Raw genomic sequence first — 24037 nt, 5'->3', positions numbered from 1 at the left:
CGGCATGTGTGCGATGGTCTTGGTCGCTGACGACGATCCGCGGCACGCGGAGGGAATCCGCCGCTACCTGGTGGCTGCCGGCCACGAGACGATCGTGGTGCACGACGGGCGGGCGGCGCTGGACGCCGCCCGCCGGGACCGGCCCGACCTGCTGATCCTGGACGTGATGATGCCGGGGATGGACGGCTTACAGGTCTGCCGCACGGTGCGGCGGGAGTCCGACGTCCTGGTGCTCATGCTCACCGCGCGCAGCGCCGAGAGTGACCTGCTGCTCGGCCTGGAACTCGGCGCCGACGACTACCTGACCAAACCGTTCAGCCCGCGGGAGTTGGTGGCCCGCACCCGTACCCTGCTGCGCCGCGCGTCCCGGGGCGCTGCCGAGCCCACCGACCGGGGCGTCCGGCAGATCGGTCGGATCAGCGTCGATCCGGTCGGGCACCACGTGACTGTCGACGGCGAGCGGATCGAGTGCACCCGTGGCGAGTTCGCCATCCTGGCCGCCATGTCCGAGTACCCGGACCGGGTCTTCACCCGGGCGCAGCTGCTGCACCACACCCGTGGCCTGGATCGCAGCTCGACCGAGCGCACCATCGACGTACACATGCTGAACCTGCGCCGCAAGATCGAGACCGACCCGAGACGACCCCGGCAGTTGCTCACCGTGCACGGTGTGGGCTACAAGTTGGCGCTGGGCCCGACACCGTGAGCAGGGACCAGGTGCCGCTGCGGCACAGCCTGGTGACCCGGCTGCTGGTCTCCGCCGTGGTGATCGCGCTGGCCGCGATCTCGGCCACCGCCTGGCTGGCGGCGACGACAACCACCCGCGCGATCAACTACGAGCAGGGCGGCGCGGTCGCCGACCAGAAGGCCGTCTACCAGGCGCTGCTCGGTTACGCGGCCACCCACCACGACTGGTCCGGGGCCGCCGCCCTGGTGCGATCGCGCGCCGCCGAGCTGGGTCGCCGCATCACGCTCACCACCGACGACCACCGGGTCATCCTCGACTCGCAGGCCGGGCCGGCGCTGCGCGACACCAGTCCGGCGGCCGTGGTGGACCCGCTCCAGGTCGACCTGGGCCTGACCGGCGGCGACGAGCACATCGACGAGCGGGCCGTCGGGCCCTACGTCGTGCCGACCGACGACCGGTACGTGCTCCGCGAGGTGGCCAAGAACAGCCTGGCCTGCTTCAACAAGGTGGGCTACGACGGTGTCATCGAGACCGCGAAGACCGGTCGCCCGAGCGTCGTGCTCACCGACGTCCGCGCCGAGGCCGAGCGGCCGCTGACCCGGTCCGTGACCGAGAGCTGCGGGTTCGCGCTCGACAGCCTGGTCAGCGCAGCCGAGAAGAAGGCACTGGAGACGCTGACCACCCTGACCGCCCGCTGTCTCAACCTCGGCGACCGCGCCTCCGAGCTGCGCATCACGCCGACCTTCGAGGCCTATCTGGGCGAATCGGCGGTCGTCCGGACCGCGCACGAGAAGACCAAGGTGAAGCCACCGTCGCTGCTCGAACCGGCCGGGCCGGTCGGCGTCGTGCGGGGCTGCGTCGAATCAGGGCGCAGGACCCAACTCCGGCCGTACGTGGCGCCCCGGGCGCTGCTGTTCGTCACCGCCCCCGGCACCGGCCACACCACGCTGCGCCTGTCCGGCGGCAGCATCGGGCGAATCGTGACGGTCACCGGCGCGGTCCTGCTCGCCACCGTCGCGGCGACAGTGCTTGTCGGCCGACGCCTGGTACGGCCACTGCGCACCCTCGCCGACGCAGCCGATCAGCGCACGCCCGCCCCGGTGTCCGGCCGCGACGAGATCGGCCGGTTGGCGCGCGCCCTCAACGACTCCGCGCAACGCCGGGAGCGGGCCGAGGCGCAACGCCGCACCATGGTCAACGACGTGGCACACGAGCTGCGTACGCCACTGAGCAACATCCGCACCTGGCTGGAGGCGGCGCAGGACGACCTGGCCCCGACCGATGCCCAGTTGCTGGCGCTGCTGCACGAGGAGGCGCTGCTGCTCCAACACATCATCGACGACCTCGGCGACCTGGCCGCCGCCGACGCGGGCACGCTGCGGATCGACCCGCAACCGACCCACCTGCGGGACGTGCTCACGCACCTTGTCGACAGCCACCGGGGCAGCGCACTCGCGGCCGGGGTGCGCCTGCGGCTCAGCGTCGTGGGCGATCCGGTGGTGCGGGCCGATCAGGTACGTCTGCGACAGGTGGTCGGCAACCTGATCTCGAACGCCATCCGTCACACCCCGCCCGGCGGCTCGGTGACCGTCGGCGCGGACGGCACGACCATCTCCGTACGGGACACCGGCAGCGGCATCGCCCCGGCCGACCTGCCGAAGATCTTCGACCGTTTCTGGCGGGCCGACGAGTCACGCAGCCGGGTGACCGGCGGCAGTGGCCTCGGTCTGGCGATCGCGCGCCACCTGACCGAGGCACACGGCGGCACGATCGAGGTGCGGAGTGACGTGGGCCGGGGCACACACTTCACCATCCGGCTGCCGGCCCTCGACGGTTGAAACGGCGGTTCCGCCGCCAACCGCCAAGTCCACAGCAGGGGTACGCGTCAGCGGACCACCCCGATACCGGTGAACGATCTGTCGTACTCGGTGAACGACCGGTTGTTGTGCGGCGCGTAGATCCAGGTGCGCAGCGAGTTGGCGGCGGTGTCGACCTCGACCAGGCGGACCGGGTTGGTGGAGTTGGAGTGGAACGTCTGGAGGAACGAGTAGATCTTGTTGCCGTTGACCCCGGTGTCGACCCGGTTGCCGGCGATGCCGGTGTGACCGGAGAAGACGAACCGGATGTTGGCGTACCGCTTGACCAGGTTGTCGAAGAGATACTGGGGGCTGGTCTCGCCGTAGGCGGCACTCTGCTCGATGGCGCCGTTGCCGTCGAGGTAGTCGTGGGTGACGACTATGACGTTGTGCCGGGGGTTGGCGGCGACGACGTTCCTGGCCCAGTTCACGGCAGCGACCCGGGGCCACAGCTCCAGGGTCAGCACCAGCCACCGCACGCCGCCGGCCTCGAACGTCGAGTAGGAGTTGTCGACCTTGCCGGCCTCGAACTGCCCCTTGACCGCGCGGTACTGGCTGACGGTGAAGTACCTGTTGAACACGCTGGTGTCGCGGATGAGTTCCCGGGTGCGGCCGGGGTCGCGGGCGGAGCCGCCGGGACCGGGGGCCTGGGTGTCGTGGTTGCCGACGGCCAGGGCGTACGGGATGGCGGCGTTCTCGATCGGCCGCATCGCGTTGCGGGCGATGACGTACTGCGAGTGGTCCGGGGTGTCCCAGTTGACCACGTCACCGGAGGACGTCACGAAGCGCAGGTCCAGCGCGGACCGGTTCCGCACCAGCCAGTTCGTGCGGTTGAGGAAGCGGCTGTCGCCGCTGTTGAGCACCTCCTGCTGGGTGTCCGGCAGGACGGCGAAGCTGAACTTCGTGTCGGTGGCGTCGGCGGCCTCCATCCGCGCGAACTGGGAGGGCTCGGCGGCGTGCGCCGTCCCGCCGACGAACGTTCCCCCCGGCACGGCGAGTGCCACCGCCGCGGCCATCGCCCCTAGCCTTGACCTGGATCTTCTGATACGCACCGCTGGTCCTCTCCTGCCGACATAGGCCCAAGAACTGGACATTCGCAGCCTAGAGAGGATCGGGACGACACTTGTGAATGCGGTGAGACCTTCCTGAGTACCCGGGCCGCATTTTTCGTCGCGCACGGTTCAACCTCGCGGAGGTCGCGCCCGCCGCCCGGGGAGGCGACCGGTTCCGCCCTGTCGTGCCCGCCCTACCGCGAGGTGCCGCCGCGGCGGCCCGCGCCGGAGGTGGAGGGCCGGTGCGCGATGCGGGGAGCCCGCACGGCCGAGGAGTTGCCGGACCCCGGGCGGAAGTCCCGGGCCGCGCTGGCCACCATCTCGTCGGGATCGCGGGCGAGGGCCTGCCGGATGTGCGCCGGCACGATCTCGCTCGTCGCCATCGCCAGGCGCACCTGGACCGAGCGGTCGTCGAGCAGCAGCGCCAGGTCCGCCTCGCCCAGCTCGACCGCACGCACCAGCGCGGCGCGGACGTCGACCACCGGGTCCGCGGCGAGCGCGCTGCGCTGCGCGGCGGTGGTCCGCGGGTTGCGAGCCACCCCCTTGCGTACGCGTGCGGTGCGATCGGCCAGCAGGGCGGTGATCGCCCCAGGGTCGTGGGTGTGGGTGGCGAGTCGTTCCCGTACCTCGGGTGAGACGTCGTCGACGAGCTTGGCGGCCAGCTCCGGTTCCAGGTCCCGGCGCTCGGCGAGGAGGCCGCGAAGCTCCTTGTCCGATGCCTCGGACATGGCCCGGCGGACCGACTCGTCACAGGCCGGGTTGCTGGCGACCGCCCACCGAACCCACCGGTCGGCATCCTTGACCAGACGCATCAGGTTGGCGATCGAGGTCGCTGGGTTCCTCGCCACGGCCTCCCGGACCTGGCGATCATGGTCACGGGTCAGCGGGCGCAGTGCCTGCGCGGGCGCGTCGGCCCGAGCGGCGACCGCCTTGCGGACCACAGCCGACGGGTCGGAAGCCAGGTCGATGAGTGTCATCTGCGGCGTGCTGGGGTCCTGGGCGACAGCGAGCCGCGCGTCAGCGTCGCCACCGATCGGACGGTGGTCGGTGACGTCGGACCCGCTGTGACGGTCGGGCTCGCCGACGGCCTGCTGTTTCCCCATGGGCGCAATCATGTCACGGGCCGCCGGCCACCCTCAGGAGACGACCGCTCCTTCGCCGGCGGGGGCGGGTGCGGGGGTGACCCGGGCGGGTAGCCGCAGGCCGGACATGCCGCCATCCACAGCGAGTGACGATCCGGTCACCGACCCGGTGGCGGGCGACGCGAGGTAGACGACGGCGGCGGCCACCTCGTCGGCGGTCACCAGGCGGCCCGTTGGCTGGCGGGACGCGAGGTGCCGTTTCTCCGCCGCCGGGTCGGCCGCACCGGCGAGCAGGCGGGCCACCCAGGGCGTGTCCACGGTGCCGGGGGCGACACAGTTGACCCGGACCCCCTCTGTCACCAGGTCGGCGGCCATGGCGAGGGTGAGGGCGTGCACGGCGCCCTTCGACGCCGAGTACAGGGCGCGTTGGGGCAGGCCGACGGTCGCCGCGATCGACGAGATGTTGACGATCGCCGCGGCCGACGACCGGCGCAGGTACGGCAGCGCGACGGCACTCGTCCGGGCCACCCCGGAGACGTTGACGTCGAGCACCCGGCTCCACACCTCGTCGTCGTCATCCTCCACAGTGCCCACGGCGGAGATGGCGGCGTTGTTGACCAGGATGTCGATGCCGCCGAAGGTGTCGGCGACCGAGGCGACGGCCGCACCGAGGGAGGACCGGTCGGCCACGTCCGCCCGGACGCCGTGGACGTGCGGATCCTCGGGGAGGGCCGACAGGTCCAGGTCCAGTACGCCCACCCGGGCGCCGGCGGCCACGAACGCCCGCACACAGGCGTGGCCGATCCCCGAGCCACCTCCGGTCACCACCGCCACGAGACCGTCACACCGCATCCTTCTCTCCCCTCCCGAGCAGTCCTCCGAGTCGACGCACCGCCGTCAGGCGCCGCGCAGGGTGTTGCGCTGCCGGCCGAGGCTGTCGATCTCGACCTCCATCACGTCGCCGGCGGCCAGATACGGGAAGCGGCCGGAGAGCGCCACCCCCTGCGGGGTGCCGGTGTTGATGACGTCGCCCGGGTCCAGGACGGTGAACTGGGACAGGTGCCAGACCAGGTACGCCACGTCGAAGATCATATCTTTCGTCGTGGAGTCCTGGCGGGGCTCGCCGTTGACCCAGGAGCGCAGCCGCAGCTCCTGCGGGTCGTCGATCTCGTCGGCGGTGACCAGCCACGGGCCGAGCGGTTGGAACGTCTCGCAGGACTTGCCCTTCGACCACTGGCCGCCGGAGACGGCGAGCTGGAAGTCGCGCTCGGAGACGTCGTTGGACAGCACGTACCCGGCGATGTGCGCGACGGCGTCGGCCGGCGAGGCGAGGTAGCGGGCCCGGCTGCCGATCACCACCGCCAACTCCACCTCCCAGTCGGTCTTTGTGGAGCCGCGCGGGATCAGGACGTCGTCGTGGGGGCCGACGACGGTGTTGGGCGCCTTGTAGAAGACGATCGGGGCGGTGGGTGGCTCGGCGCCCGACTCGGCGGCGTGCGCGGCGTAGTTCTGCCCGACGCAGAGGACCACACCGGGACGGGCGATCGGCGCGCCGACCCGCTGACCGGTGACGTCGATCTCGGGCAGGTCGGTGGCCTCGCGGACGCGCCGGAGGCCGTCACCGCCGAGGAACTCCGCGTCGATGTCGGCGGTCAGCGACGAGATGTCGAAGTGCCGCCCGTCGACGTACAGGACGGGGCGTTCCCGCCCGACGGGCCCGACGCGCATGAATCTCACGAACCATCCTCCGGTGCCTGGTGGCGGCAGAGCCGTTTCCGATAGGATCTTGCTCGCCAGTGTGTACTCGCTCACACCAAGACAGTCAAGGCGGGTCGACGCCGCCATGCGGATTGCCCTCTTCATCACCTGCGTCAACGACCTCGCGTTCCCGGCCACCGGCATCGCGGTCACCCGCGTCCTGCGGCGGCTCGGCCACACCGTCGACTTCCCCACCGGCCAGACCTGTTGCGGGCAGATGCACGCCAACACCGGTTACCGGGCCGAGGCGATGCCGATGGTGCGCCACTACGTCGACGTCTTCGACACCTACGACGCCGTCGTCGTGCCGTCCGGGTCGTGCACCGCGATGATCCGCGACCAGTACCCGCGGCTGCACCCGCCCGCCACATCGGTGGCCAGCCGCACCTACGAGTTGTCCGAGTTGCTCGTCGACGTCCTCGGCGTCACCGACGTGGGCGCCGAGTTTCCGGAGACGGTGACCTACCACCCCACCTGTCACGGCCTGCGACTGCTGCGGCTGGGTGACCGGCCGCTGCGGCTGCTGCGCGAGGTGCGCGGCATCCGGTTGGTGGAGCTGGCCGACGCCGAGGAGTGCTGCGGCTTCGGCGGCACCTTCGCCCTGAAGAATCCGGACGTCTCCACCGCGATGCTCACCGACAAGTGCGCCCGGGTCGGCGAGACCGGGGCCCGGGTGCTCGCCGCCGCCGACAACTCCTGCCTGGCGCACATCGGGGGTGGCCTCGCCCGGCATCGGCCGGGCGTGCGGGCCCTGCACTACGCCGAGATCCTCGCCGCGACGGGGGCCACCCCGTGACCCGCCCTGTCGCACCGGCCACCGGAGACGGGCGGATCCGCACCCCGCTGCCCTTTCCCACAGCGGCGAAGCCGGCCGTCGCCGACACGCGACTGCGGGCCAACCTGCACCGGGCCACCCGCACCATCCGCGGCAAGCGGGCCCGGGTCGTCGACGAGGTGCCCGACTGGGAGGCTCTCCGCGACGCCGGCTCGGCGATCAAGGCGGATGTGCAACGGCGATTGCCGGAGCTACTGGAGCAGTTCGAGGCGTCCGCCACCGCTGCCGGCGCCACAGTGCACTGGGCCCGGGACGCGGCCGAGGCCTGCCGGATCGTGGTCGAGCTGACCCGGGCCGCCGGGGCCGACGAGGTCGTCAAGGTCAAGTCGATGGCGACCCAGGAGATCGAGCTCAACGAGGCCCTGGAGGCGGCCGGGATCGCCGCGTACGAGACCGACCTGGCGGAGCTGATCGTGCAGTTCGGCGAGGACACCCCCTCGCACATCCTGGTGCCGGCGATCCACTACAACCGCACGCAGATCCGGGAGATCTTCCTCCGCCGCATGCCGGACGCGCCGGCCGACCTCAGCGACGAGCCGGCCGCCCTGGCCGAGGCGGCCCGCGCCCACCTGCGACGACGGTTCCTCTCGGCCCGGGTCGCCGTGTCCGGCGCCAACTTCGCCATCGCCGACACCGGCACGCTCGTGGTCGTCGAGTCCGAGGGCAACGGGCGGATGTGCCTCACCCTCCCGGAGACGCTGATCAGCGTCGTGGGCGTGGAGAAGCTGCTGCCGACCTTCACCGACCTGGAGGTCTTCCTGCAACTGCTGCCGCGCTCCTCGACCGGGGAGCGGATGAACCCGTACACCTCGATGTGGACGGGCGTCACCCCCGGTGACGGCCCGCAGGACGTGCACGTCGTGCTCGTCGACAACGGCCGGTCCGCGGTGCTGGCCGACCCGGTCGGGCGGCCGGCGCTGTCCTGCATCCGCTGCTCCGCGTGCCTCAACGTCTGCCCGGTGTACGAGCGGGCCGGCGGGCACGCGTACGGCTCGGTGTATCCCGGTCCGATCGGCGCGATCCTGTCGCCCCAGCTGACCGGCGTGGCCGACAACGCCTCGCTGCCGTACGCGTCGACGCTCTGCGGCGCCTGCTACGACGTCTGCCCAGTGAAGATCAACATCCCGGAGATCCTGGTCCACCTCCGCCAGCAGGCCCCGCACCCACCGGCGGAACGCGCCGCCATGCGCGTCCTGTCCTGGGTGATGCGCAGCCCCCGACGCTGGGCCGCCGCCCTGCGCCTGGCCCGCACCGGCGCGGGCCCGCTGGGCGCGTACCGCGAGCGGCGCACCGGCGCCCGGACGCTGCGCCGGCTGCCCTGGCCGGCCTCGGCGTGGACCCGCTCGCGGGACCTGCCGCTGCCCGCGCCGCAGACCTTCCGGGAATGGTGGAGCCAGCAGTGAACGCCCGCGACGAGATCCTGGCGCGGCTCCGGACGGCCCTGGCCGACAACCCGCCCCCGGTGGCGGTGCCCCGCCGCTACCGCCGGGCCGACGACCGCACCGACCTGGTCGAGGTCCTCGTCGACCGCCTGGTGGACTACCGGGCGACGGTCCACCGGGGGCTCGACGCCCTGGCCGGGCTGCTGGCCGAGGTGGACCGGCTCGCCGTGCCCACCGACGTCCCCGCCGACTGGCTGGCCGGCCACACCGGGCAGTTGCACCGCGACGCTCCCCCACTGACACCGGCCGCGCTCGACACGATGGACGCGGTCCTGACCGGTTGTGCCGTGGCGGTCGCCGACACCGGCACCATCATCCTCGACGCCGGCCCGGCACAGGGGCGGCGCGCGCTCACCCTGGTGCCCGACCGGCACATCTGCGTCGTCCGCGCCGACCAGGTCGTCGGCCTGCTGCCGGAGGCGCTGACCCGACTGGACCCGCGCGCACCGCAGACCTGGATCTCCGGCCCGTCCGCGACAAGCGACATCGAGCTCAACCGGGTCGAGGGGGTGCACGGCCCACGCCGGCTGGAGGTCGTCCTGGTCGGTGTCGACGACGACCCACCGGGGCGCTGACCGGCCTGCGGGCCCGCCGCTTCAGGAGCCCGTCGACCCCGGCCCGGGAGCTCCCGCCGCGCGACCGCTCAGCCGGGTGGAGTTCTGCGGGGTGGTGAACGTCGCGGCGGCCCGGAAGCGCGCCCGTCGGGCCGCACGCCGGAACGCGCCGAGCACCGCCGGCCCGGCAAGGACAACGAGGACGGCTGTGGTGATCGCCCGCCCGGTGTCCCAGCCCAGCGACGTGACCGCGAAGAAGGTCAGGTAGCGGTGGAGTTGCTCCACGGCCGGCAGGCCTGGCTGGTAGGCGATCGAACTGGTCGGGTCGAGCGAGAACGGCCAGAAGGACAGGTTGAGCATGAACCCGAAGAAGTACCCGCTGATCGCGGCATAGCCGGCGAGCAGCACGATCTCCGCCCGTCCCCGGAGCCGGGGCAGCAGACCGGCGAACATGCCGACCCAGGCGCAGCCGAACATCTGGTACGGCATCCACGGGCCCACTCCTCCGGTGAGCAGGGCGGAGGCGAACAGCGACGTGCAGCCCAGCGCGAAGCCGAAGCCGGGCCCGAACACCCGACCGGCGAGCACGAGGATGAAGAAGACCGTCTCGATGCCGGCCGTGCCCGCGCCGAGCGGTCGCAGGGCCGCGTTGATCGCGGACAGCACACCCAGCATCGCGAGCGCCTTGGCGTCGATCCTGCCGTCGGCGATCTCGGCGAAGATGACAGCGAGGACGAGCAGGAGCAGCACGCCGAACATCAGCGGCGGGGTCTGGGTGGAGCCGAAGGTGCCCGGCGCGACGACGAACGGCCAGAGGAACGCGACGAAACCCAGGAACGACGCCATGGTGATCGCGAGCACGGCGCGGGCGGGCACCCGGACGGCGACGTTCACTGTCGTCACGCGGGCACCGCCGAATCGTCGAGGGCGGCGGCGACCTGCCCGACGGTCAGGTACGGCAGCGGCGCGAGGATCTTCGCGACCTGTGGGGCGAACGTCGGCGACGCGGTGAGGACGGCCGGAACACCTCCGGCGGCGACGATCTCACCGTCGGCCATCACCACCACCCGATCGGCGGTGGCGGTGGCGAACTCGACGTCGTGGGTGGCCACCACGACGGCACGACCCTGCGCGGCGAGCCCGTCGAGAGTACGGGTCAGCGCGGCCTTGGCCTGGTAGTCCAACCCCCGGGTGGGCTCGTCGAGGAGCAGCACACCGGGCGTGAGGGCGAGTTGGATGGCCAGCACCAGGGCGAGCTGCTGCCCGGCGGACAGGTCCCGGGGATGGCTGTCGCCGTCGATACCGGCGGCGATGCTGTCGAGCAGGCGTCGGGCGGTGCCCGGCTCGGCACCGTCACGGTCGGCCTGGTCGAGTTCGGCGTCGACGGTGTCCAGGTACAGCAGGTCGGTGGCGGTCTGCGGGACGAGGCCGACGAGTCGACGGGCCTGGCTGGCACCCACCCGACCCGGATCGAGGTCGCCGCGCGTCGGGTCGGGAACGGCGATGGTGCCGCCGTCGCGGCGACCCGAGCCCTGCAGAGCCCAGAGCACTGACGACTTGCCGGAGCCGTTGCGCCCCATCAGCGCGGTGATCTCACCGCGTACCAGGGTCAGGTCGACTCCACGGACGGCGACGACCGGCCCGTGCCGGACGATCACGCCGGCGGCGGTGAGCGCGTGCTGGCCGTCGGCGTGGGAGTGACGGTGTGGCCGCGGCGGCGTGGCGGGTAGCCGGTCGCGCAGGGTGGTGGCGTGCCGGCGGGCGTCGCGGACCGACAGGGGCAGCGGTGACCAGCCGGCGAGGCGTCCCAGCTCGACCACCGCCGGCGCGACGGTGGCGCCGGCGATGAGCGTGGCGGGCTCACCGTGGCGCACGGTGCCGTCGCGGGCGACGTGGATGAGCCGGTCGGCGTACGGCAGGACGCGTTCGAGGCGGTGCTCGGCCAGCACGACGGTGACGCCGAGGTCGTGGACCAGCCGGGTGATGGTGGCCAGGACGTCGTCAGCGCCGGTCGGGTCGAGCGCGGAGGTGGGTTCGTCGAGGACGAGCACCCGCGGGTGGGCGGTCAACGCCGCGCCGATCGCGACGCGTTGCTGCTGGCCGCCGGAGAGTTCGTGCAGGCCACGGTGGCGCAGGTCGGCGAGGCCGAGCAGGTCGAGCGTCTCCTCCACCCGGGTCCGCATGACCGCCGGGTCGAGGGCGAGTTGTTCCATCCCGTACGCCAGCTCCTCCTCGACGGTGTCGGTGACGAACCCGGCGACCGGGTCCTGCCCGACCACGCCGACCAGGTCGGCGAACTCGCGGGGAGGGTGGTGGGCGGTGTCCCGGTCGGCGACGCGCACGCTGCCTTCGAGGGTGCCGCCGGTGAAGTGCGGGACGAGGCCGTTGATCGCGGCGAGCAGTGTCGACTTTCCCGCGCCGGTGTGACCGACGACCAGGCACAGCTCACCCTCGTCGATGTCGAGGTCGACGTCGCGAAGGGTGGGGCGGAGTGCGCCGTCGTAGGTGATGGTGACGCGCTCGAAGCGGATCATGACGGTGCTCCCGCGGTGTCGGCGGCGCGACGGCGCGCGGCGGTGGGCTGCGGTCGTTGCTGGCGTGGCGGTGTCGGTGCGGCGATCGCCGCGACGGCGGCGACCAGGATCGCGGCGGCCGGCAGTGTGGGCAGGCTGGGCCAGTGCACCGGGTAGAGGCTCGGGTTGAGCGCGGCCGGGTCGTAGCCGGTGCCGGCACCGAGCACGACGGCCGTGACGACGCCGCAACCGGCGACCGTCCACTCCGGCCACTGCCACGGGTCGGGCCGGTAGCGACTGCGCGAGACCCGACGCCCACCGAGTGCGATGCCCGCCACACAGAACAGGACACCACCGCCGAGGCCACCGAGACCGACCGGGCGCGGCACACCCGGGTCGAGCAGGCCGTACGCGCCGACACACAGGCCGGCCATGCCGGTGAGCATGAGGACACCGGTGAGGCGTCGCGAGCCCGGTGTCGCGGTGCCGACCCGGCCGTAGCCGCGGGCGTCCATGGCGGCGGCCAGCCGCAGCGACCGGTCCAGCGCGTCGTGCAGGACCGGCATCACGATGGCCCGTACGGCGCCGAGGCCCTTGGCGCGTCCGGCGCGCAGTCGGCGTGCACGGGCGACCCGTTGGACGCTCTCGACGAGTTGCGGTGCGACGCTCAGCGAGACGGTGACGGCGACGCCGAGTTCGTACAGCGCGCCGGGGAGGACCCGCAGCGCGCGTTTGGGGTTGGCGAGGCTGTTGGCGGCGCCGATGCAGCACAGCAGGCAGGCGAGCCGGAGCCCGTCGACGGCGGCGGACAGGGTCGCCTCCAGTGACACCGGGCCGCCGATCTGGATGCCCGCGTACCAGTCGGGTGTGGGCAGGTGCGGCAGCCGGAACAGAATGTGGTCCTCGGCGGTGATGCCGGACGCGAAGACCGTCCGGAACACCACCCGGATCGCGATGATGATCAGGGCCAGGTAGAGGTAGTAGCGGAACGCCCGCGCCCAGGGCGCGTCGGTGCGACGGGCGGTGACGACGAACCCGAGCACGGCGAAGATCAGCAGCAGCAACAGCGGGTTGCTGGTGCGGCTCGCGGCGGTGGCCAGCGCGAGCGCCCACAACCACCAGGCCACCGGGTGCAGGGGGCGGGGCAGCCGGGCGACGGCGAGGCGGTGCGCGATGCCGGTGCGGTGGGTGACGCTGGTGCGGGTCGGGCGCATCGGGTCAGCTGCGGCGGCGGCGCCAGCCGGCGACACCGCCAGCGAGGGCGAGCAGGGCCAGCAGGCCGACGGTGATCAGTGCCGGCAGCGCCGAGCCGGTGTCCTCGCGGGCAGCCGTCGCGGTGGGTGCCGCGTCGAGGATGCGTGGTTCCTCGGTGGCGGCGCCCGACGACGAGGACGGGACCGGCTCCGGGGTTGTCGCCCCGGTGGCCGTGGGAGGCGGCGTACCACTCAGCGGGACCGAGGCCGGTGCTCCGGCGGGCGGGAGGCCGGGCGGAGGGTTGCCGGCTCCGGGATTGCCCGACACCGGCGGGTTGCCCGCGCCCGGATTGCCCGCGCCCGGCGGGTTCCCGCCGCCGGGCTGAGCCGGGGTGGGCGCGGCGGGGGCCGGAGCGGTGGTGGTCGCGCCGACCGGCGTGCTGTTGCGGGCTCGGACGCTGTCCGGACTGAACCGCGGTCGCCCCTCGGTGCCGCCGATGTCGGTCGCCCCGAAGATCCACAGGTCGACGCTGCCGGGCCTGGGTTTGTAGCTCATCGCGCCGAGCTGGCTGTAGACCCAGCTGTTCTGCCCGACGTCGGCGTGCCAGTACGACCAGTACGCGCTGGCCGGCGGGGTGAGCGCGCACCTCTCGTCCGCCGCGGTGGGGTACTGGGTGCCACCCTGGTGGCCCGCGTAGCCGATCCGGCAGATGAACGCGGGCCCGTCGTGCTGTGTGCCGGTGGTGCGCCAACCGCCCTGGTTGAGCAGTTGGTAGCCGGTGGTCGGGGTGCTGCCGCAGGACCGCAGGAGCGGCCCGCCCCACCTGCTGAAGTCGACAGCGAGGATGACCCCGGACGAGGTGGTGCACTGCCCGGTCGGCAGCGGGTCGGCCAGTGCCGGCGCGGGTGTGCCGGCCACTGCGGCGACGATGGTCAGGGCCGCGATGGACCGGGCCCAGCTGCGGGCCGTCATGATCCATCGCCAGCGCCGGCCACCGCGCGCCGACGGGCCGAGATCCGCAGCAGGACGCCCGCGACGACGAGCACGAGTGCCAGCAGGGTGATCGTGACGATCGACCAGCCGGTGCGGGGCAGGTTGCCCGACGAGTGCCCGCCGGTGCCGGCCGACGGCCCGGTCACAGTGGGGGCTGCCGACGGGGCCGACGACTGGCTCGCGGTCGATGTCGGGGTCGGGGTCGCGCTCGGCGTCGGGGTGCCGGACGGGTCCGGGCCCGGTAGGTCGTGCACGTCCCGGGTCAGGGCGGCGAACGAGATGCCGGTGGCACCTCCGACGACCTGGGTGGAGGCGCGCACGTCCGAGCCGGCCTGTCCACCGGCGGCGACGGTGAACCCGCCGTCGTCGTTCTGCTGACCGGCCAGGAACGTCAGTGCCCGGTCGACCTGTCGGGCGTAGGTGTCGCCACGCAGGCTGAGGCCCTGGACGGCGAGCGCCGTGGAGTTGGTGGAGTCGCCGGCCGCGCCGGGGAAACCGCCGTGCTCCTTCTGTGTCGAGGCGATCCAGGCCAGGGCCCTGTCGACGGCGGTGACCGCCGCCGGGTCGTCGGTCAGCGGGGCCAGGGCCATCGCTGCCATCGCGGTGCTGTCGACGTCCTTGTCGGCGTCGGCCGCCGGAATGAGGCTGGGGAACGACCCGTCGGCGCGCTGGAGACCCTTGAGGAAGTCGATCGGCTTGCCGGCGGCCTCGCCCTGTCCGGCGCGGAGCTGCGCGATGATGCCGAGCGACTGCCCGAAGACCGAGGTGGCGTACCGGTAGTTGCCGGCCCCGGCGCAGCCGGACTGCACGTCGAGCTTGGGGCAGGTCACGTCCTTCAGCGCGGCGATCAGGTCGTGTCCACCGAAGGACCGTGGGTCGTAGCCGGTGACCTGGGCGAGCAGCGCCATCTTGCCGATCGCGCCGCCGACGGCGGAGTCGGTGCCGACGCCGAGCCACATGTCGACGGTGAACCCGCTGTCGCCGACCGCACCGCCGCCGCGCAGGAACTCGACGATCGCCCGCAGCTTGGTGTCGTCCCCGCCGGTGGCGGCGAGGGCGTACGCGCCGTCGATGCTCAACCCGAACTCGGGGAAGCCGGGGAACGACTCGTAGTACCTGCCGTCGATCAGATTGGTCGGCGCGACGAGGTAGGACACCCCCTTGACCAGGTCGGGTCGCGGACCGGCCGGCGGCGGCGAGTCGCCCAGGGTGGCCAGGTTCCTGCCGGCCAGCGCGGGCGCGGCCGCGACTGTGGCGTCCAACTCCGCGTCCGGGTTGCTCGGGTCGCGGCTGAGCCCACCGCCGGTGACGATCCGACCGACCAGGAAACCGGTGGCGGTGGCGGCCCTGTCGGCCACGCCCAGCGCGGCGAGGGCCTGTGCGGCGTACCCGGTGAAGTAGGTGTCGGTGAACCCGGCGCCGGTGTAGGGCTGGTAACCCCCGTCGGTGTCCTGCGCACCGGTCAGAAACGCCTTGGCCGAGCCCAGCGCCGCGTCCTGACCACCGAGCCGGTGCAGCGCCAGGACGGCCAGCGTCGTGGCGGCGAGGTCCGGATCGCAGAACTCGCCGGGGGCGAGCCACCGGTCGCCGAAGGCCCCGGTGGCGCACTGCTGCGCGGTGAGTCGGGTGACGGTGGCGGCGGGCGGGGTGACGCCGGCCCGCTTGAGCGCGAGCAGCGCGCTCGCCTGGGCCATCGGCCCGGGCGCTCCGGCGAAGTCACCGGCCGCGGCACAGCCGGCGTCGGCGTCGGTCGCGGTGCAGACCCGGTCGGTGAGTGTCGTGATCAGGTCCCGTCCGCCGAAGGCGCGGGGATCACCGCCGGTGCTCGTCGCCAGGAGTGCGAGGTTGGCGACGTTGGCGGTGTGGGGTGCGGCGGACTCGCCGTTCGGGAAGATCGCCGCGTCGACGTGCGTCCGGAGGTAGTCGACGATCTTCGTGCGGGTGCCGTCCTGCCCGCCGGTCGCGGCCAGGGCGGTGGCGACGGCGATCGTCCGGGAATAGTCGACCCACCCGTAGTCGACGTGGTCACCGTCGGTGAGCTGCTCCACCAGGTAGCTTCCGACGGCCTCGACCTGGCCTTCGGTCGGCCGCGCCGGGTCGGTCGGCCCGGCCGTCGTGGTCGGACTGGGAGTTGGCGTCGGGGCGGGCGTCGAGCCGCTCGCGCGCACCGACGCGGGGGTGAAGCTCGGCGCCCCGGTCGTGCCGCCGATGTCGGTGCCGCCGAAGACCCATGCCTCGACCTCACCAGGGCCCGGCCGCTGGGACATCGCGCCGAGCGGGCTGTACGTCCACTGGTCCTGCCCGGCCGGGGCGATCCAGTAGGACCAGTAGGCCGTCGCCGGCGGGGTCAACTGGCACGCCTCGTCGGCGGGCGCCGGGCGTTCGGCACCGGCGTCGAAGGCGGGTGAGCCGATCCGGCAGATGAACCCGGGCCCGTCGTGGACGGTGCCGGTCGTGGTGAAACCCGCCTCGTGCAGCAGGTCCAGACCGGTGGTCGGGGTGGCGTCGCAGCCCCGCAGCAGCGGCCCGCTCCACGCCCCGAAGTCGACAGCGACGATCGCACCCTGGGTCGGGGTGCAGGAGTCCAGCGGATCGGCGATCGCCGCACGGGTCGGCACCACGAGCGCCGCCGCGCCCAGCGTCACCGCGGCGACCAACGCCAACCAGGCGGTGGGAACACGCGACATGCGACTGACCAGTGGGGACATGACGACTCTCTCGGGGGTAGCGGCGCAGGCGCGGACGCGGACCCCGAGGACAACGGTCCCGGAAACCTGGCTCCGCGCCGTGTACCTCGACGGCGCTGCGGTGCACTATCCAGCCAGGTAATCCGACTCGTCCCGAAAAACGGGACCTACGGCTGCGGGCCAGCGCCGGACTTTGACCGGCTTCCCCTGACTGCTGGATCGCGGCCATCGGACCACAGTCGCGACCGCGCCGTCAACGTGAGCCTGTGTCACGTACCTAACAGCGCGCGGTAGGAGCTTCGTCCCATACGGTGACCGCGTCATCGCGTGGGGGAACCCGGTGGAAATCCGGGGCTGACGCGCAACGGTGAGGACGGTCCGCCGTCCCGAGCCCGACTACCCGCGTGGTGACGCAGCACCTGCGGTTTCCGTCCCACGCGCCCTGCGGCCGGCCCGCCCCGCCCCGCCGGCTTCCCTGCCGGGCTCTGGGTCGAGGCAGTCGTGCCCCGTACCCCCAAGGAGTCCGATGTCCTCGCGCCTTTCCTCCGGCAGTCGCCGGAGACCTCTCGTGTCAGTCCCCGCCGCCACGCTGATCGCCACCGTCGTCGCGGTCACCACCGGCGCCGCGCCGGCGGCCGCGACCTCGACGCCCGCGCAGATCGCCACCGCCAGGACCAACGGCGTCTCCTACCTGCGGACACTGCAGGCGGCCGACGGCAGCTACGCCAGCGGTGGGCTGTCGAACGAGTGGGCGTTCAGCGCCTTCGCCCCCGCCGGTGTGGCGGCCGTCGACGTCTACCCGTCCGGCGACACGACGAAGAACGCCCGCACCGTCTACCGCAACCAGCTCTCGGCCGCGTCCTGGCCGAGCGCCTCGCCCGTCGTCACCGACTACGAGCGCGGCGTCCTGAACGCCTACGCGGCCGGCATCGACCCCGCCCGGGTCTCCCCCACCCGTAACCTCATCGCCGACACCATCGCCTACTGGCAGACCGGCTCGCCCGGCTACTACGGCCCGCCGGCCAACGTCAACGGCACCATCTTCGCCACCCTCGCCCTGGCCGGAGCGAAGACCCAGACCGGTGCCGCCCGCGTGCCGCAGGCACTGCTCGACCTGTCGGTCACCCGGATCCGCAACAACCAGCACAACGACGGCGGCTGGACCTTCAGCCAGGCCGAGGGGAACGCGACAGCACTCGCCTCGCCCGGCGACATCGACATGACCGGTGCGGCCATGGCCGCGCTCTGCGCCGCCGGGGTTCCCCACACCGACACCGACATCGTCCAGGCGAAGAACTTCCTCAAGGGCAAGCTCGTCAACGCCTCGGGTGCCTTCACCTCGATGTTCGGCGTCAACACCGACTCCAACGCGTGGGCCGTCTCCGGGCTCAACGCCTGCGGTATCCCCAGCCAGGGCACCGACTTCACCACCACCGCCGGCAAGACCCCGATCGACTTCCTGCGGGCGCAGCAGCTGACCGGTGGCGGGTTCAAGTACCTGACCACCAACACCACCCCGTCGGCGTACGCCTCCATCGACGCGGTGCGTGCCCTGGCCGGCGCGGGCTACACCGCCGCTCCCCCAATCCCCGTCACCTCCGGCGCCCCCACCTGGGTCGCGGCGAGCGGATTCACCCCGGGCACCGCGACGCGGCTCGCCGTGATCATCGACAACGGCAGCGGCAGCATCCAGCCGTGCGCGGTCACGCTGACGCCGACCGCCGCCACCACCACCCTCGGCGCGGTGTTGGACGCCGCCATCGGGTCGGCCGTCCCCAGTGGCTGCGTCACCGCACTCAACCCGACCAGCGGCACCGGCACCATCACGTCGATCAACGGCCTGGCCAACGGTGGCTCCGCCACCTGGAAGGTGTCCCGGGACGGCGGCACCCCGGCCACCGCGACCCGCGGCACGACAGTGACCGTCGGCGACACCATCCACCTGCGCTACGGCGTCTGACCGCCGTTCGGGTACGGACGTGGCCAGCGGCGGCTTACCGGCCGCCGCTGGCCACCCATCCGGGGGTTGGCCGGGTGACGGTGACCGTGTCGACGACGTGGACAAGCGGTGCTCATCAGCATGACGCGCAACGTTGGTAATTGCCAAAGATGTGCAACTGTGCCACCGTGATGATCAACGGTTGCGGCGCTGCGCCCACCCGACCAACGACTCCTTCCCACACCACAGGAGCCCGGATGCGTCCGACCCTCCGACGCCTCGTGGCGTCGACCGCGGCGGCGGGCATGCTCGTCCTCGCCGGCTGCTCGGCCCCGGCCACCCCCGACGGCTCCACCGGCGGCGCGACGCTCGTCGTCGCCACCTCCGACGAGCCGGACGCGTTGAATCCGGTGCTCAACTACGGCGTCGACGGCGCCGCGCTGATCTTCGACGGCCTCGTCAGCCGGGACGACGACAACCGCCTCGTCGCCGGTCTGGCCACGGCGTTGCCGGAGCTGTCACCCGACGGGCGCACCGTGACCGCGAAACTCCGCGACGGCGTGCGGTTCCACGACGGCACCACGCTGACCGCCCAGGACGTCGTCTTCACGTACCAGGCCGTCCTGGACCCGACCGTCGACTCGACGCTCCGCTCCGACCTGGACATGGTGGAGTCGGTGACCGCGCCCGACGCCGCCACTGTCGTGTTCCGGCTGCGCTACCCGTACGCGCCGTTCCTCCAGCGGCTCACCCTCGGCATCGTGCCGGCCAAGCTGCTCGGCGGGCAGGACATCAACACCGCCGGGTTCAACCGCAAGCCGGTCGGGACCGGGCCGTACCGGGTCGAGTCCTGGACGCCCGGTGACCGCCTGGTGCTGACGGCCAACGAGCGCTACTTCGGTGGCCGGCCGAAGAACGACAGGGTGGTGGTCGCGTTCGTCGCCGACGACAACGTCCGCGCCCAGCGGATGCGGGCCGGCGAGTTCGACGCCGCCGAGCTGCCGCCGAAGCTCGCCTCCGGTTTCGACGCCGACGCCGCGTACCAGGTGCAGCGGGTGCCGACCGCCGACTACCGCGGCGTGATGCTGCCGACGGGCAACCCGGTCCTCGCCGACCCGGCGGTCCGCCGGGCGCTCCACCTGGCCGTCGACCGGGCCGCGATGGTGTCCGGGCTCCTCGGTGGCGCCGGCGAACCGGCGTTCGGCCCGATCCCCCCGACCTCCGAGTTCGCCGATCCCTCGATCGTCGGCAGGCCCACCGCCGACCCGACGGCGGCCGGAGCGCTGCTCGACGCGGCCGGCTGGGCCCCGGGTCCCGGCGGGGTACGCGTCAAGGACGGCCGGCCGGCCCGGTTCACGCTGATGTACCCGGCGAGCGACACGCTGCGCAAGGACCTGGCCCTCGCCGTCACCGCCGACGCGAAGAAGATCGGCATCCAGGTGACCCCGGCCGGGCTCACCTGGGACGCCATCGACCCGCGAATGAAGTCCGACGCTCTGCTGATGGGCTACGGCACGCCGTTCGACCCGGACTTCGTCTCGTACAAGCTGTTCGGCTCGCGGTTCGCCGGGCAGGGTTACTTCAACCCCGGCTCGTACCGCTCCGAGGTGACCGACCGGGCGCTCCAGCAGGGCCGCGACCAGATCGACCCGGCCCTGCGCAAGGCCGCGTACGCGCAGTTCCAGAAGCAGCTCGCCGCCGACGTGCCGTGGCTGTTCCTCACCTACCTGCGGCACACCTACGTGCTGAAGTCCTCGGTGCGGGGCGTGGCTCCCCGGGTCGAGGCACACGAGCACGGGGTGGCGAACAGCCTCTGGTGGAACATCGACACCTGGACCCGGTCGTGACCCGCTCCGGCCGCCTGGCCGGTGCCGGCGCGGTGGTCCGGCGTCGGCTTCTCGTCGCCGTGCCGGTGCTCGCCGCGACAAGCATCGGGATGTTCGCCCTCGGCGCGGCGTCGCCGGTCGACCCCGCGAAGCAGTACGCGGGCGCTGCGGCCTTCACCGCCAGTGAGGAGAACCTGGCCCAGCTGCGCGCCAACTGGGGCGTCGACGACCCCCTGCCGGTGCAGTACCTGCGCTGGATCGGCAACCTGGTCCAGGGCGACCTGGGCTGGTCGACGAGTCGACACGAGCCGGTCGCCTCGGTGCTCGCCGCCCGGGCCGGCTGGACGCTGTTGCTGATCGGCGTGGCCCTCGCCCTGGTCCTGCTCACGAGCCTGCTGCTGGGCGCGCTGGCCGCGTACCGCAGGGGTGGGGTGTTCGACAGCGCGTTGCGGACGGCGGCCTACGCGGTCGAGTCGATGCCGGTGTTCTGGCTGGGCCTGGCCGCGATCGCCGTGTTCGCGCTGGCCCTGGGGTGGCTGCCGGCGGGCGGGCTCACCGACGTCACAGCGACCAGCACCTCCTGGTCGGATGTGGCGCACCACCTGATCCTGCCGGTCGGGGTGTTGGCGGTGTCCCAGGCGCCGTGGTTCGTGCTGTTCGTCCGGGACGCGGTCGCGGAGAGCCTGCGTGACGACCACGTGCTCGCCGCGCGGGCGCGGGGGTTGCCCGGTCGGACGGTGCTGTTCGGGCACGCGCTGCGGACCGCGCTGCTGCCGTTCCTCACCCTGGTCGGCACCCACCTGCCGGAGTTGGTCGGCGGGGCGGTGCTCGTCGAGACGGTCTTCTCGCTGCCGGGCCTCGGCGCGGTCACGGTCGCCGCGGCGCTGGGCAGCGACTTCCCGTTGCTGGCGGCGATCACGCTTGTCACCACCGCTGTGGTGCTGGCCGCGAACCTCGCGACCGACCTCGCCTACGCCGCCGCCGACCCGAGGGTACGACTCGATGGCTGACCTCGCCGCCGGACCGGCGCTGCTCCGGATCACCAGGGCCCGGCTGCGGCTGCGGCCCGGCCAGGCCGGTGTCGTCGCTGCCGGCCTCGTGCTCCTGGTCGCCCTCGTCGGTTCGCTGCTCGCCCCGCTCGTCTGGCCGCTGGACCAGAGCGCTGTCGCGCTGGACCAGACCCGCCTGTCGCCGTCGGGGGCGCACCTCGCCGGCACCGACGACCTGGGCCGGGACGTGGCGCACCGGGCCGTCTACGGGCTGCGGGTGTCGCTGCTCGTCGGCGCTGTCGCCGCGCTCGTCGCCACAGTCCTCGGCGGTGTGGTCGGCGGGATCGCCGGCACGCTCGGCGGGCGGGTGGACCGCATCCTGATGCGGATCGTGGACACCATCGCCGCGATGCCGCACCTGCTGTTGGGCATCTTCATCGTCGCCATGCTGCGCCCCAGCCTCGGTGCCGTGATCGCCTCGGTCGGGCTCACCCACTGGCTGTCCACCGCCCGCATCGTCCGATCCGAGTTGCTGAGCCTTCGGACCCGACCGTTCGTCGACGCCGCCATCGGCGGCGGCGCCGGTCGGCTGCGGGTCCTCAGGCGACACCTGCTGCCGCACGTCCTGCCCCGGCTGGCGCTGGCCACCACCCTGATGATCCCGCACGCGGTGTGGCACGAGACCGCCCTGTCCTTCCTCGGTCTCGGCCTGCCGCCGCACCTCGCCTCGCTGGGCAACATGATCAACGACGGTCAGGGGTCGCTGCTGACCGGCGCCTGGTGGGCCAGCCTGGCACCGGGTGCGGTCATCGTCGTCGTCACCCTCGCCATCGCGGTCCTCGCCGCCCACTGGCGTGACCGCCTCGATCCCCGGGTCCGAGCGGAGCTGCACCTGTGACCACCACCGAATCCGTTCCCGCGCCGGCGTCGTCCCGCGCCACCGCGAGTCGGCCGCTGCTCGCCGTGGACGGTCTCGGTGTCGAGTTCCGGCTCCGGGACGCGCGCGTTCGTGCCGTCAGCGACCTCAGCCTCACCGTGCGGGCCGGCGAACTGGTGGCCATCGTGGGCGAGTCCGGCTGCGGCAAGTCCGTCCTGGCCCACGCCCTGCTCGGCCTCCTGCCCGCCAACGCCACGACCACCGGCCAGGCCCTGCTGCGCCACCCCGGCGCCGAGCCTGTCGACCTGGTCACCTGTGGCCAGCGCCACCTGGCCCGCAGGGTACGCGGGCGCCGGGTCGGGCTGGTTCCACAGAGCCCGGCCACGGCACTGAACCCGGTCCGCACCGGACGGCGGCTGCTCGCCGAGACGCTGCGGGCGCACGGCCGCGACAGTGCCGACGCCGACCACCTCGCTGTCGACGTCGGGCTCGACCCGGCCGACCTGGACCGCTACCCACACGAGTTGTCCGGCGGCATGGCACAACGCCTGGTCACCGCGCTCGCACTGGCACCCGACCCGTCGCTGCTCATCGCCGACGAGCCCACCACCGGGCTGGACCGGCCGCTTGTCGACCACACCCTCGACCTGCTGCGCCGGCGCTGCGACAACGGCGCCGCCGTCGTGCTCATCACGCACGACCTGGCCGCCGCACGCCGGGTCGCCGACACCGTCGCCGTGATGTACGCCAGCCGCATCGTGGAACACCGGGACACCGACGCGCTCTTCACCGCACCGACCCACCCGTACGCCTCGGCGCTGCTCGACGCCCTGCCGGACCGGGCCTTCCGTCCGGTGCCGGGCGACCCGCCGATGCTCACCGCCCTGCCCCCCGGGTGCGCGTTCGCGCCCCGCTGCCCACGCCGCACCGACACCTGCGCGGACCGACCACTGCCGACACCTGTCAGCGGCGGCGGCACCGTGGCCTGCCACCACCCGATCGTTTCCGGAGCCGTCACGTGACGAGCACACACCTCCTCGCCGACCGGGTGACCGTCGGATACGGCCGCCAGGTCGTCCTCGACGGCGTCACAGTGCGGATCGACAGGGGAGAGACGGTCGGACTGCGCGGACCGTCCGGCTGCGGAAAGTCGACACTGGTCCGGGTCCTGGCCCTGCTGCACCGCCCCGATCAGGGCCGGGTCAGCATCGACGGCACCCCTGTCGACGCCGTCCGGTACGCCGTGCCGGTCGCCCTACGGACCCGCGTCGCCGCCCTCTTCCAGAGCCCGCGCGCCGCCGCCGATCCCCGCCTGAGCCTCACCGACCTGATCGCCGAACCGCTGCGCGCCACCCGGACGCCCGAGTCGGCGGTCCGGGAACGGGTGACCGAACTCGCCGACCTCGTCGGCCTCACCGCGGATCTGCGCGGTCGGCGTCCCCACGCGGTGTCCGACGGGCAGCTACAACGCGCCTGCCTCGCCCGAGCCCTGGTGCACCGCCCCGACTACCTGCTCTGCGACGAGGCCACCGCGATGCTCGACGCCTCCACCCAGGCACACGTCGCCGCCGTCATCCGCGACTACCAGCGCACCCAGCGCGCCGGTGTCCTGGTCATCACCCACGACCAGACCCTGCTGGACCGCTGGAGCGACCGGGTCGTCGACCTCGCCAGCGCGGCGAGGGCAGACGCCTGACCCCCCGGTCCGGACCCTCGGCATCCGCTGGGTCCCACCGTTGGTCAGGACCCAGC

The 24037-nt window shown here is 72.9% G+C and carries 20 protein-coding genes and 2 riboswitches; of the genes, 11 read left to right on the top strand and 9 right to left on the bottom strand.

Going from position 1 to position 24037, the window contains the following annotated elements; all coding sequences use genetic code 11:
* The first annotated feature begins 4 nt into the window (after nucleotides 1-4).
* Nucleotides 5-706: a response regulator transcription factor gene (locus AB0A95_RS11505; protein WP_357555602.1), complete on the top strand. Its 702-nt coding sequence runs from the start codon at nucleotides 5-7 to the stop codon at nucleotides 704-706.
* Nucleotides 703-2526 carry a HAMP domain-containing sensor histidine kinase gene (locus AB0A95_RS11500; RefSeq protein WP_357555601.1) on the top strand — a complete coding sequence of 608 codons (1824 nt, stop codon included), beginning with the start codon at nucleotides 703-705 and terminating at the stop codon, nucleotides 2524-2526. The genes AB0A95_RS11505 and AB0A95_RS11500 overlap by 4 nt, the downstream gene beginning before the upstream one ends.
* A 47-nt stretch (nucleotides 2527-2573) precedes the next feature.
* Here the strand turns inward: AB0A95_RS11500 and AB0A95_RS11495 are convergent, their stop codons facing one another.
* From AB0A95_RS11495 to AB0A95_RS11480, 4 genes are all read right to left on the bottom strand, one after another.
* Nucleotides 2574-3560 carry a metallophosphoesterase gene (locus tag AB0A95_RS11495; protein WP_357555600.1) on the bottom strand — a complete coding sequence of 329 codons (987 nt, stop codon included), beginning with the start codon at nucleotides 3558-3560 and terminating at the stop codon, nucleotides 2574-2576.
* Between the two features lie 230 nt (nucleotides 3561-3790).
* Nucleotides 3791-4699: a hypothetical protein gene (locus AB0A95_RS11490; RefSeq protein ID WP_357555599.1), complete on the bottom strand. Its 909-nt coding sequence runs from the start codon at nucleotides 4697-4699 to the stop codon at nucleotides 3791-3793.
* A gap of 33 nt (nucleotides 4700-4732) precedes the next feature.
* Nucleotides 4733-5530 (bottom strand): SDR family oxidoreductase, encoded by a 798-nt coding sequence (locus AB0A95_RS11485; protein ID WP_357555598.1) that lies wholly within the window; start codon nucleotides 5528-5530, stop codon nucleotides 4733-4735.
* A 45-nt stretch (nucleotides 5531-5575) separates the two neighbouring features.
* Nucleotides 5576-6415: a fumarylacetoacetate hydrolase family protein gene (locus AB0A95_RS11480; protein ID WP_357555597.1), complete on the bottom strand. Its 840-nt coding sequence runs from the start codon at nucleotides 6413-6415 to the stop codon at nucleotides 5576-5578.
* A 106-nt stretch (nucleotides 6416-6521) separates the two neighbouring features.
* Here AB0A95_RS11480 and AB0A95_RS11475 point away from each other — a divergent pair, with 106 nt between their 5' ends.
* Genes AB0A95_RS11475 through AB0A95_RS11465 form a run of 3 tightly spaced genes read left to right on the top strand, consistent with a single transcriptional unit; the run spans nucleotide 6522 to nucleotide 9288 of the window.
* Nucleotides 6522-7232, top strand: a complete 711-nt coding sequence (locus tag AB0A95_RS11475) for a (Fe-S)-binding protein (RefSeq protein WP_357555596.1) — start codon at nucleotides 6522-6524, stop codon at nucleotides 7230-7232.
* Nucleotides 7229-8674 carry a lactate utilization protein B gene (locus tag AB0A95_RS11470; protein WP_357555595.1) on the top strand — a complete coding sequence of 482 codons (1446 nt, stop codon included), beginning with the start codon at nucleotides 7229-7231 and terminating at the stop codon, nucleotides 8672-8674. The genes AB0A95_RS11475 and AB0A95_RS11470 overlap by 4 nt, the downstream gene beginning before the upstream one ends.
* The gene (locus AB0A95_RS11465; protein ID WP_357555594.1) at nucleotides 8656-9288 is read left to right on the top strand and encodes an LUD domain-containing protein; all 633 of its coding nucleotides are present in this window, start codon (nucleotides 8656-8658) and stop codon (nucleotides 9286-9288) included. The genes AB0A95_RS11470 and AB0A95_RS11465 overlap by 19 nt, the downstream gene beginning before the upstream one ends.
* A 21-nt stretch (nucleotides 9289-9309) precedes the next feature.
* Here AB0A95_RS11465 and AB0A95_RS11460 read toward each other — a convergent pair whose 3' ends face one another.
* From AB0A95_RS11460 to AB0A95_RS11440, 5 genes are read right to left on the bottom strand one after another with little or no spacing between them, the layout of a single operon-like run.
* Nucleotides 9310-10170, bottom strand: coding sequence for an ECF transporter S component (locus tag AB0A95_RS11460; protein ID WP_357555593.1), 861 nt, complete (start codon nucleotides 10168-10170; stop codon nucleotides 9310-9312).
* Nucleotides 10167-11801 (bottom strand): ATP-binding cassette domain-containing protein, encoded by a 1635-nt coding sequence (locus AB0A95_RS11455; protein ID WP_357555592.1) that lies wholly within the window; start codon nucleotides 11799-11801, stop codon nucleotides 10167-10169. Before AB0A95_RS11455 ends, AB0A95_RS11460 begins: the two co-directional genes overlap by 4 nt.
* Entirely contained in the window at nucleotides 11798-12994 is a 1197-nt protein-coding gene (locus AB0A95_RS11450; protein WP_357555591.1) for a CbiQ family ECF transporter T component, read from the bottom strand. Before AB0A95_RS11450 ends, AB0A95_RS11455 begins: the two co-directional genes overlap by 4 nt.
* A 4-nt stretch (nucleotides 12995-12998) precedes the next feature.
* Complete coding sequence (locus AB0A95_RS11445; protein ID WP_357555590.1) at nucleotides 12999-13946, bottom strand: LPXTG cell wall anchor domain-containing protein; 948 nt, start codon at nucleotides 13944-13946, stop codon at nucleotides 12999-13001.
* Nucleotides 13943-16654, bottom strand: a complete 2712-nt coding sequence (locus AB0A95_RS11440; protein ID WP_357555589.1) for a prenyltransferase/squalene oxidase repeat-containing protein — start codon at nucleotides 16652-16654, stop codon at nucleotides 13943-13945. Before AB0A95_RS11440 ends, AB0A95_RS11445 begins: the two co-directional genes overlap by 4 nt.
* A gap of 115 nt (nucleotides 16655-16769) precedes the next feature.
* A riboswitch (cobalamin riboswitch) is annotated at nucleotides 16770-16902 on the bottom strand.
* A gap of 52 nt (nucleotides 16903-16954) precedes the next feature.
* A riboswitch (cobalamin riboswitch) is annotated at nucleotides 16955-17077 on the top strand.
* A 145-nt stretch (nucleotides 17078-17222) separates the two neighbouring features.
* On the opposite strand from AB0A95_RS11440, the gene AB0A95_RS11435 reads away from it, so the two are divergent.
* From AB0A95_RS11435 to AB0A95_RS11410, 6 genes are all read left to right on the top strand, one after another.
* Nucleotides 17223-18614: a hypothetical protein gene (locus tag AB0A95_RS11435; RefSeq protein ID WP_357555588.1), complete on the top strand. Its 1392-nt coding sequence runs from the start codon at nucleotides 17223-17225 to the stop codon at nucleotides 18612-18614.
* 236 nt (nucleotides 18615-18850) lie between these two features.
* Complete coding sequence (locus AB0A95_RS11430) at nucleotides 18851-20440, top strand: ABC transporter substrate-binding protein (RefSeq protein WP_357555587.1); 1590 nt, start codon at nucleotides 18851-18853, stop codon at nucleotides 20438-20440.
* On the top strand, nucleotides 20410-21429 hold the full coding sequence (locus AB0A95_RS11425; RefSeq protein ID WP_357555586.1) for an ABC transporter permease: 1020 nt from the start codon (nucleotides 20410-20412) through the stop codon (nucleotides 21427-21429). Before AB0A95_RS11430 ends, AB0A95_RS11425 begins: the two co-directional genes overlap by 31 nt.
* Nucleotides 21422-22306 carry an ABC transporter permease gene (locus AB0A95_RS11420; protein ID WP_357555585.1) on the top strand — a complete coding sequence of 295 codons (885 nt, stop codon included), beginning with the start codon at nucleotides 21422-21424 and terminating at the stop codon, nucleotides 22304-22306. The genes AB0A95_RS11425 and AB0A95_RS11420 overlap by 8 nt, the downstream gene beginning before the upstream one ends.
* Nucleotides 22303-23307: an ABC transporter ATP-binding protein gene (locus AB0A95_RS11415; RefSeq protein ID WP_357555584.1), complete on the top strand. Its 1005-nt coding sequence runs from the start codon at nucleotides 22303-22305 to the stop codon at nucleotides 23305-23307. The genes AB0A95_RS11420 and AB0A95_RS11415 overlap by 4 nt, the downstream gene beginning before the upstream one ends.
* Complete coding sequence (locus tag AB0A95_RS11410; protein WP_357555583.1) at nucleotides 23304-23981, top strand: ATP-binding cassette domain-containing protein; 678 nt, start codon at nucleotides 23304-23306, stop codon at nucleotides 23979-23981. The genes AB0A95_RS11415 and AB0A95_RS11410 overlap by 4 nt, the downstream gene beginning before the upstream one ends.
* Nucleotides 23982-24037: the final 56 nt, after the last annotated feature.

The sequence above is a fragment of the Micromonospora sp. NPDC049230 genome, from assembly GCF_040647875.1.
Lineage (GTDB): Bacteria > Actinomycetota > Actinomycetes > Mycobacteriales > Micromonosporaceae > Micromonospora.
The sequence above is the reverse complement of the archived record's forward strand: the minus strand, read 5'-3'. Positions and strand labels throughout refer to the sequence as shown.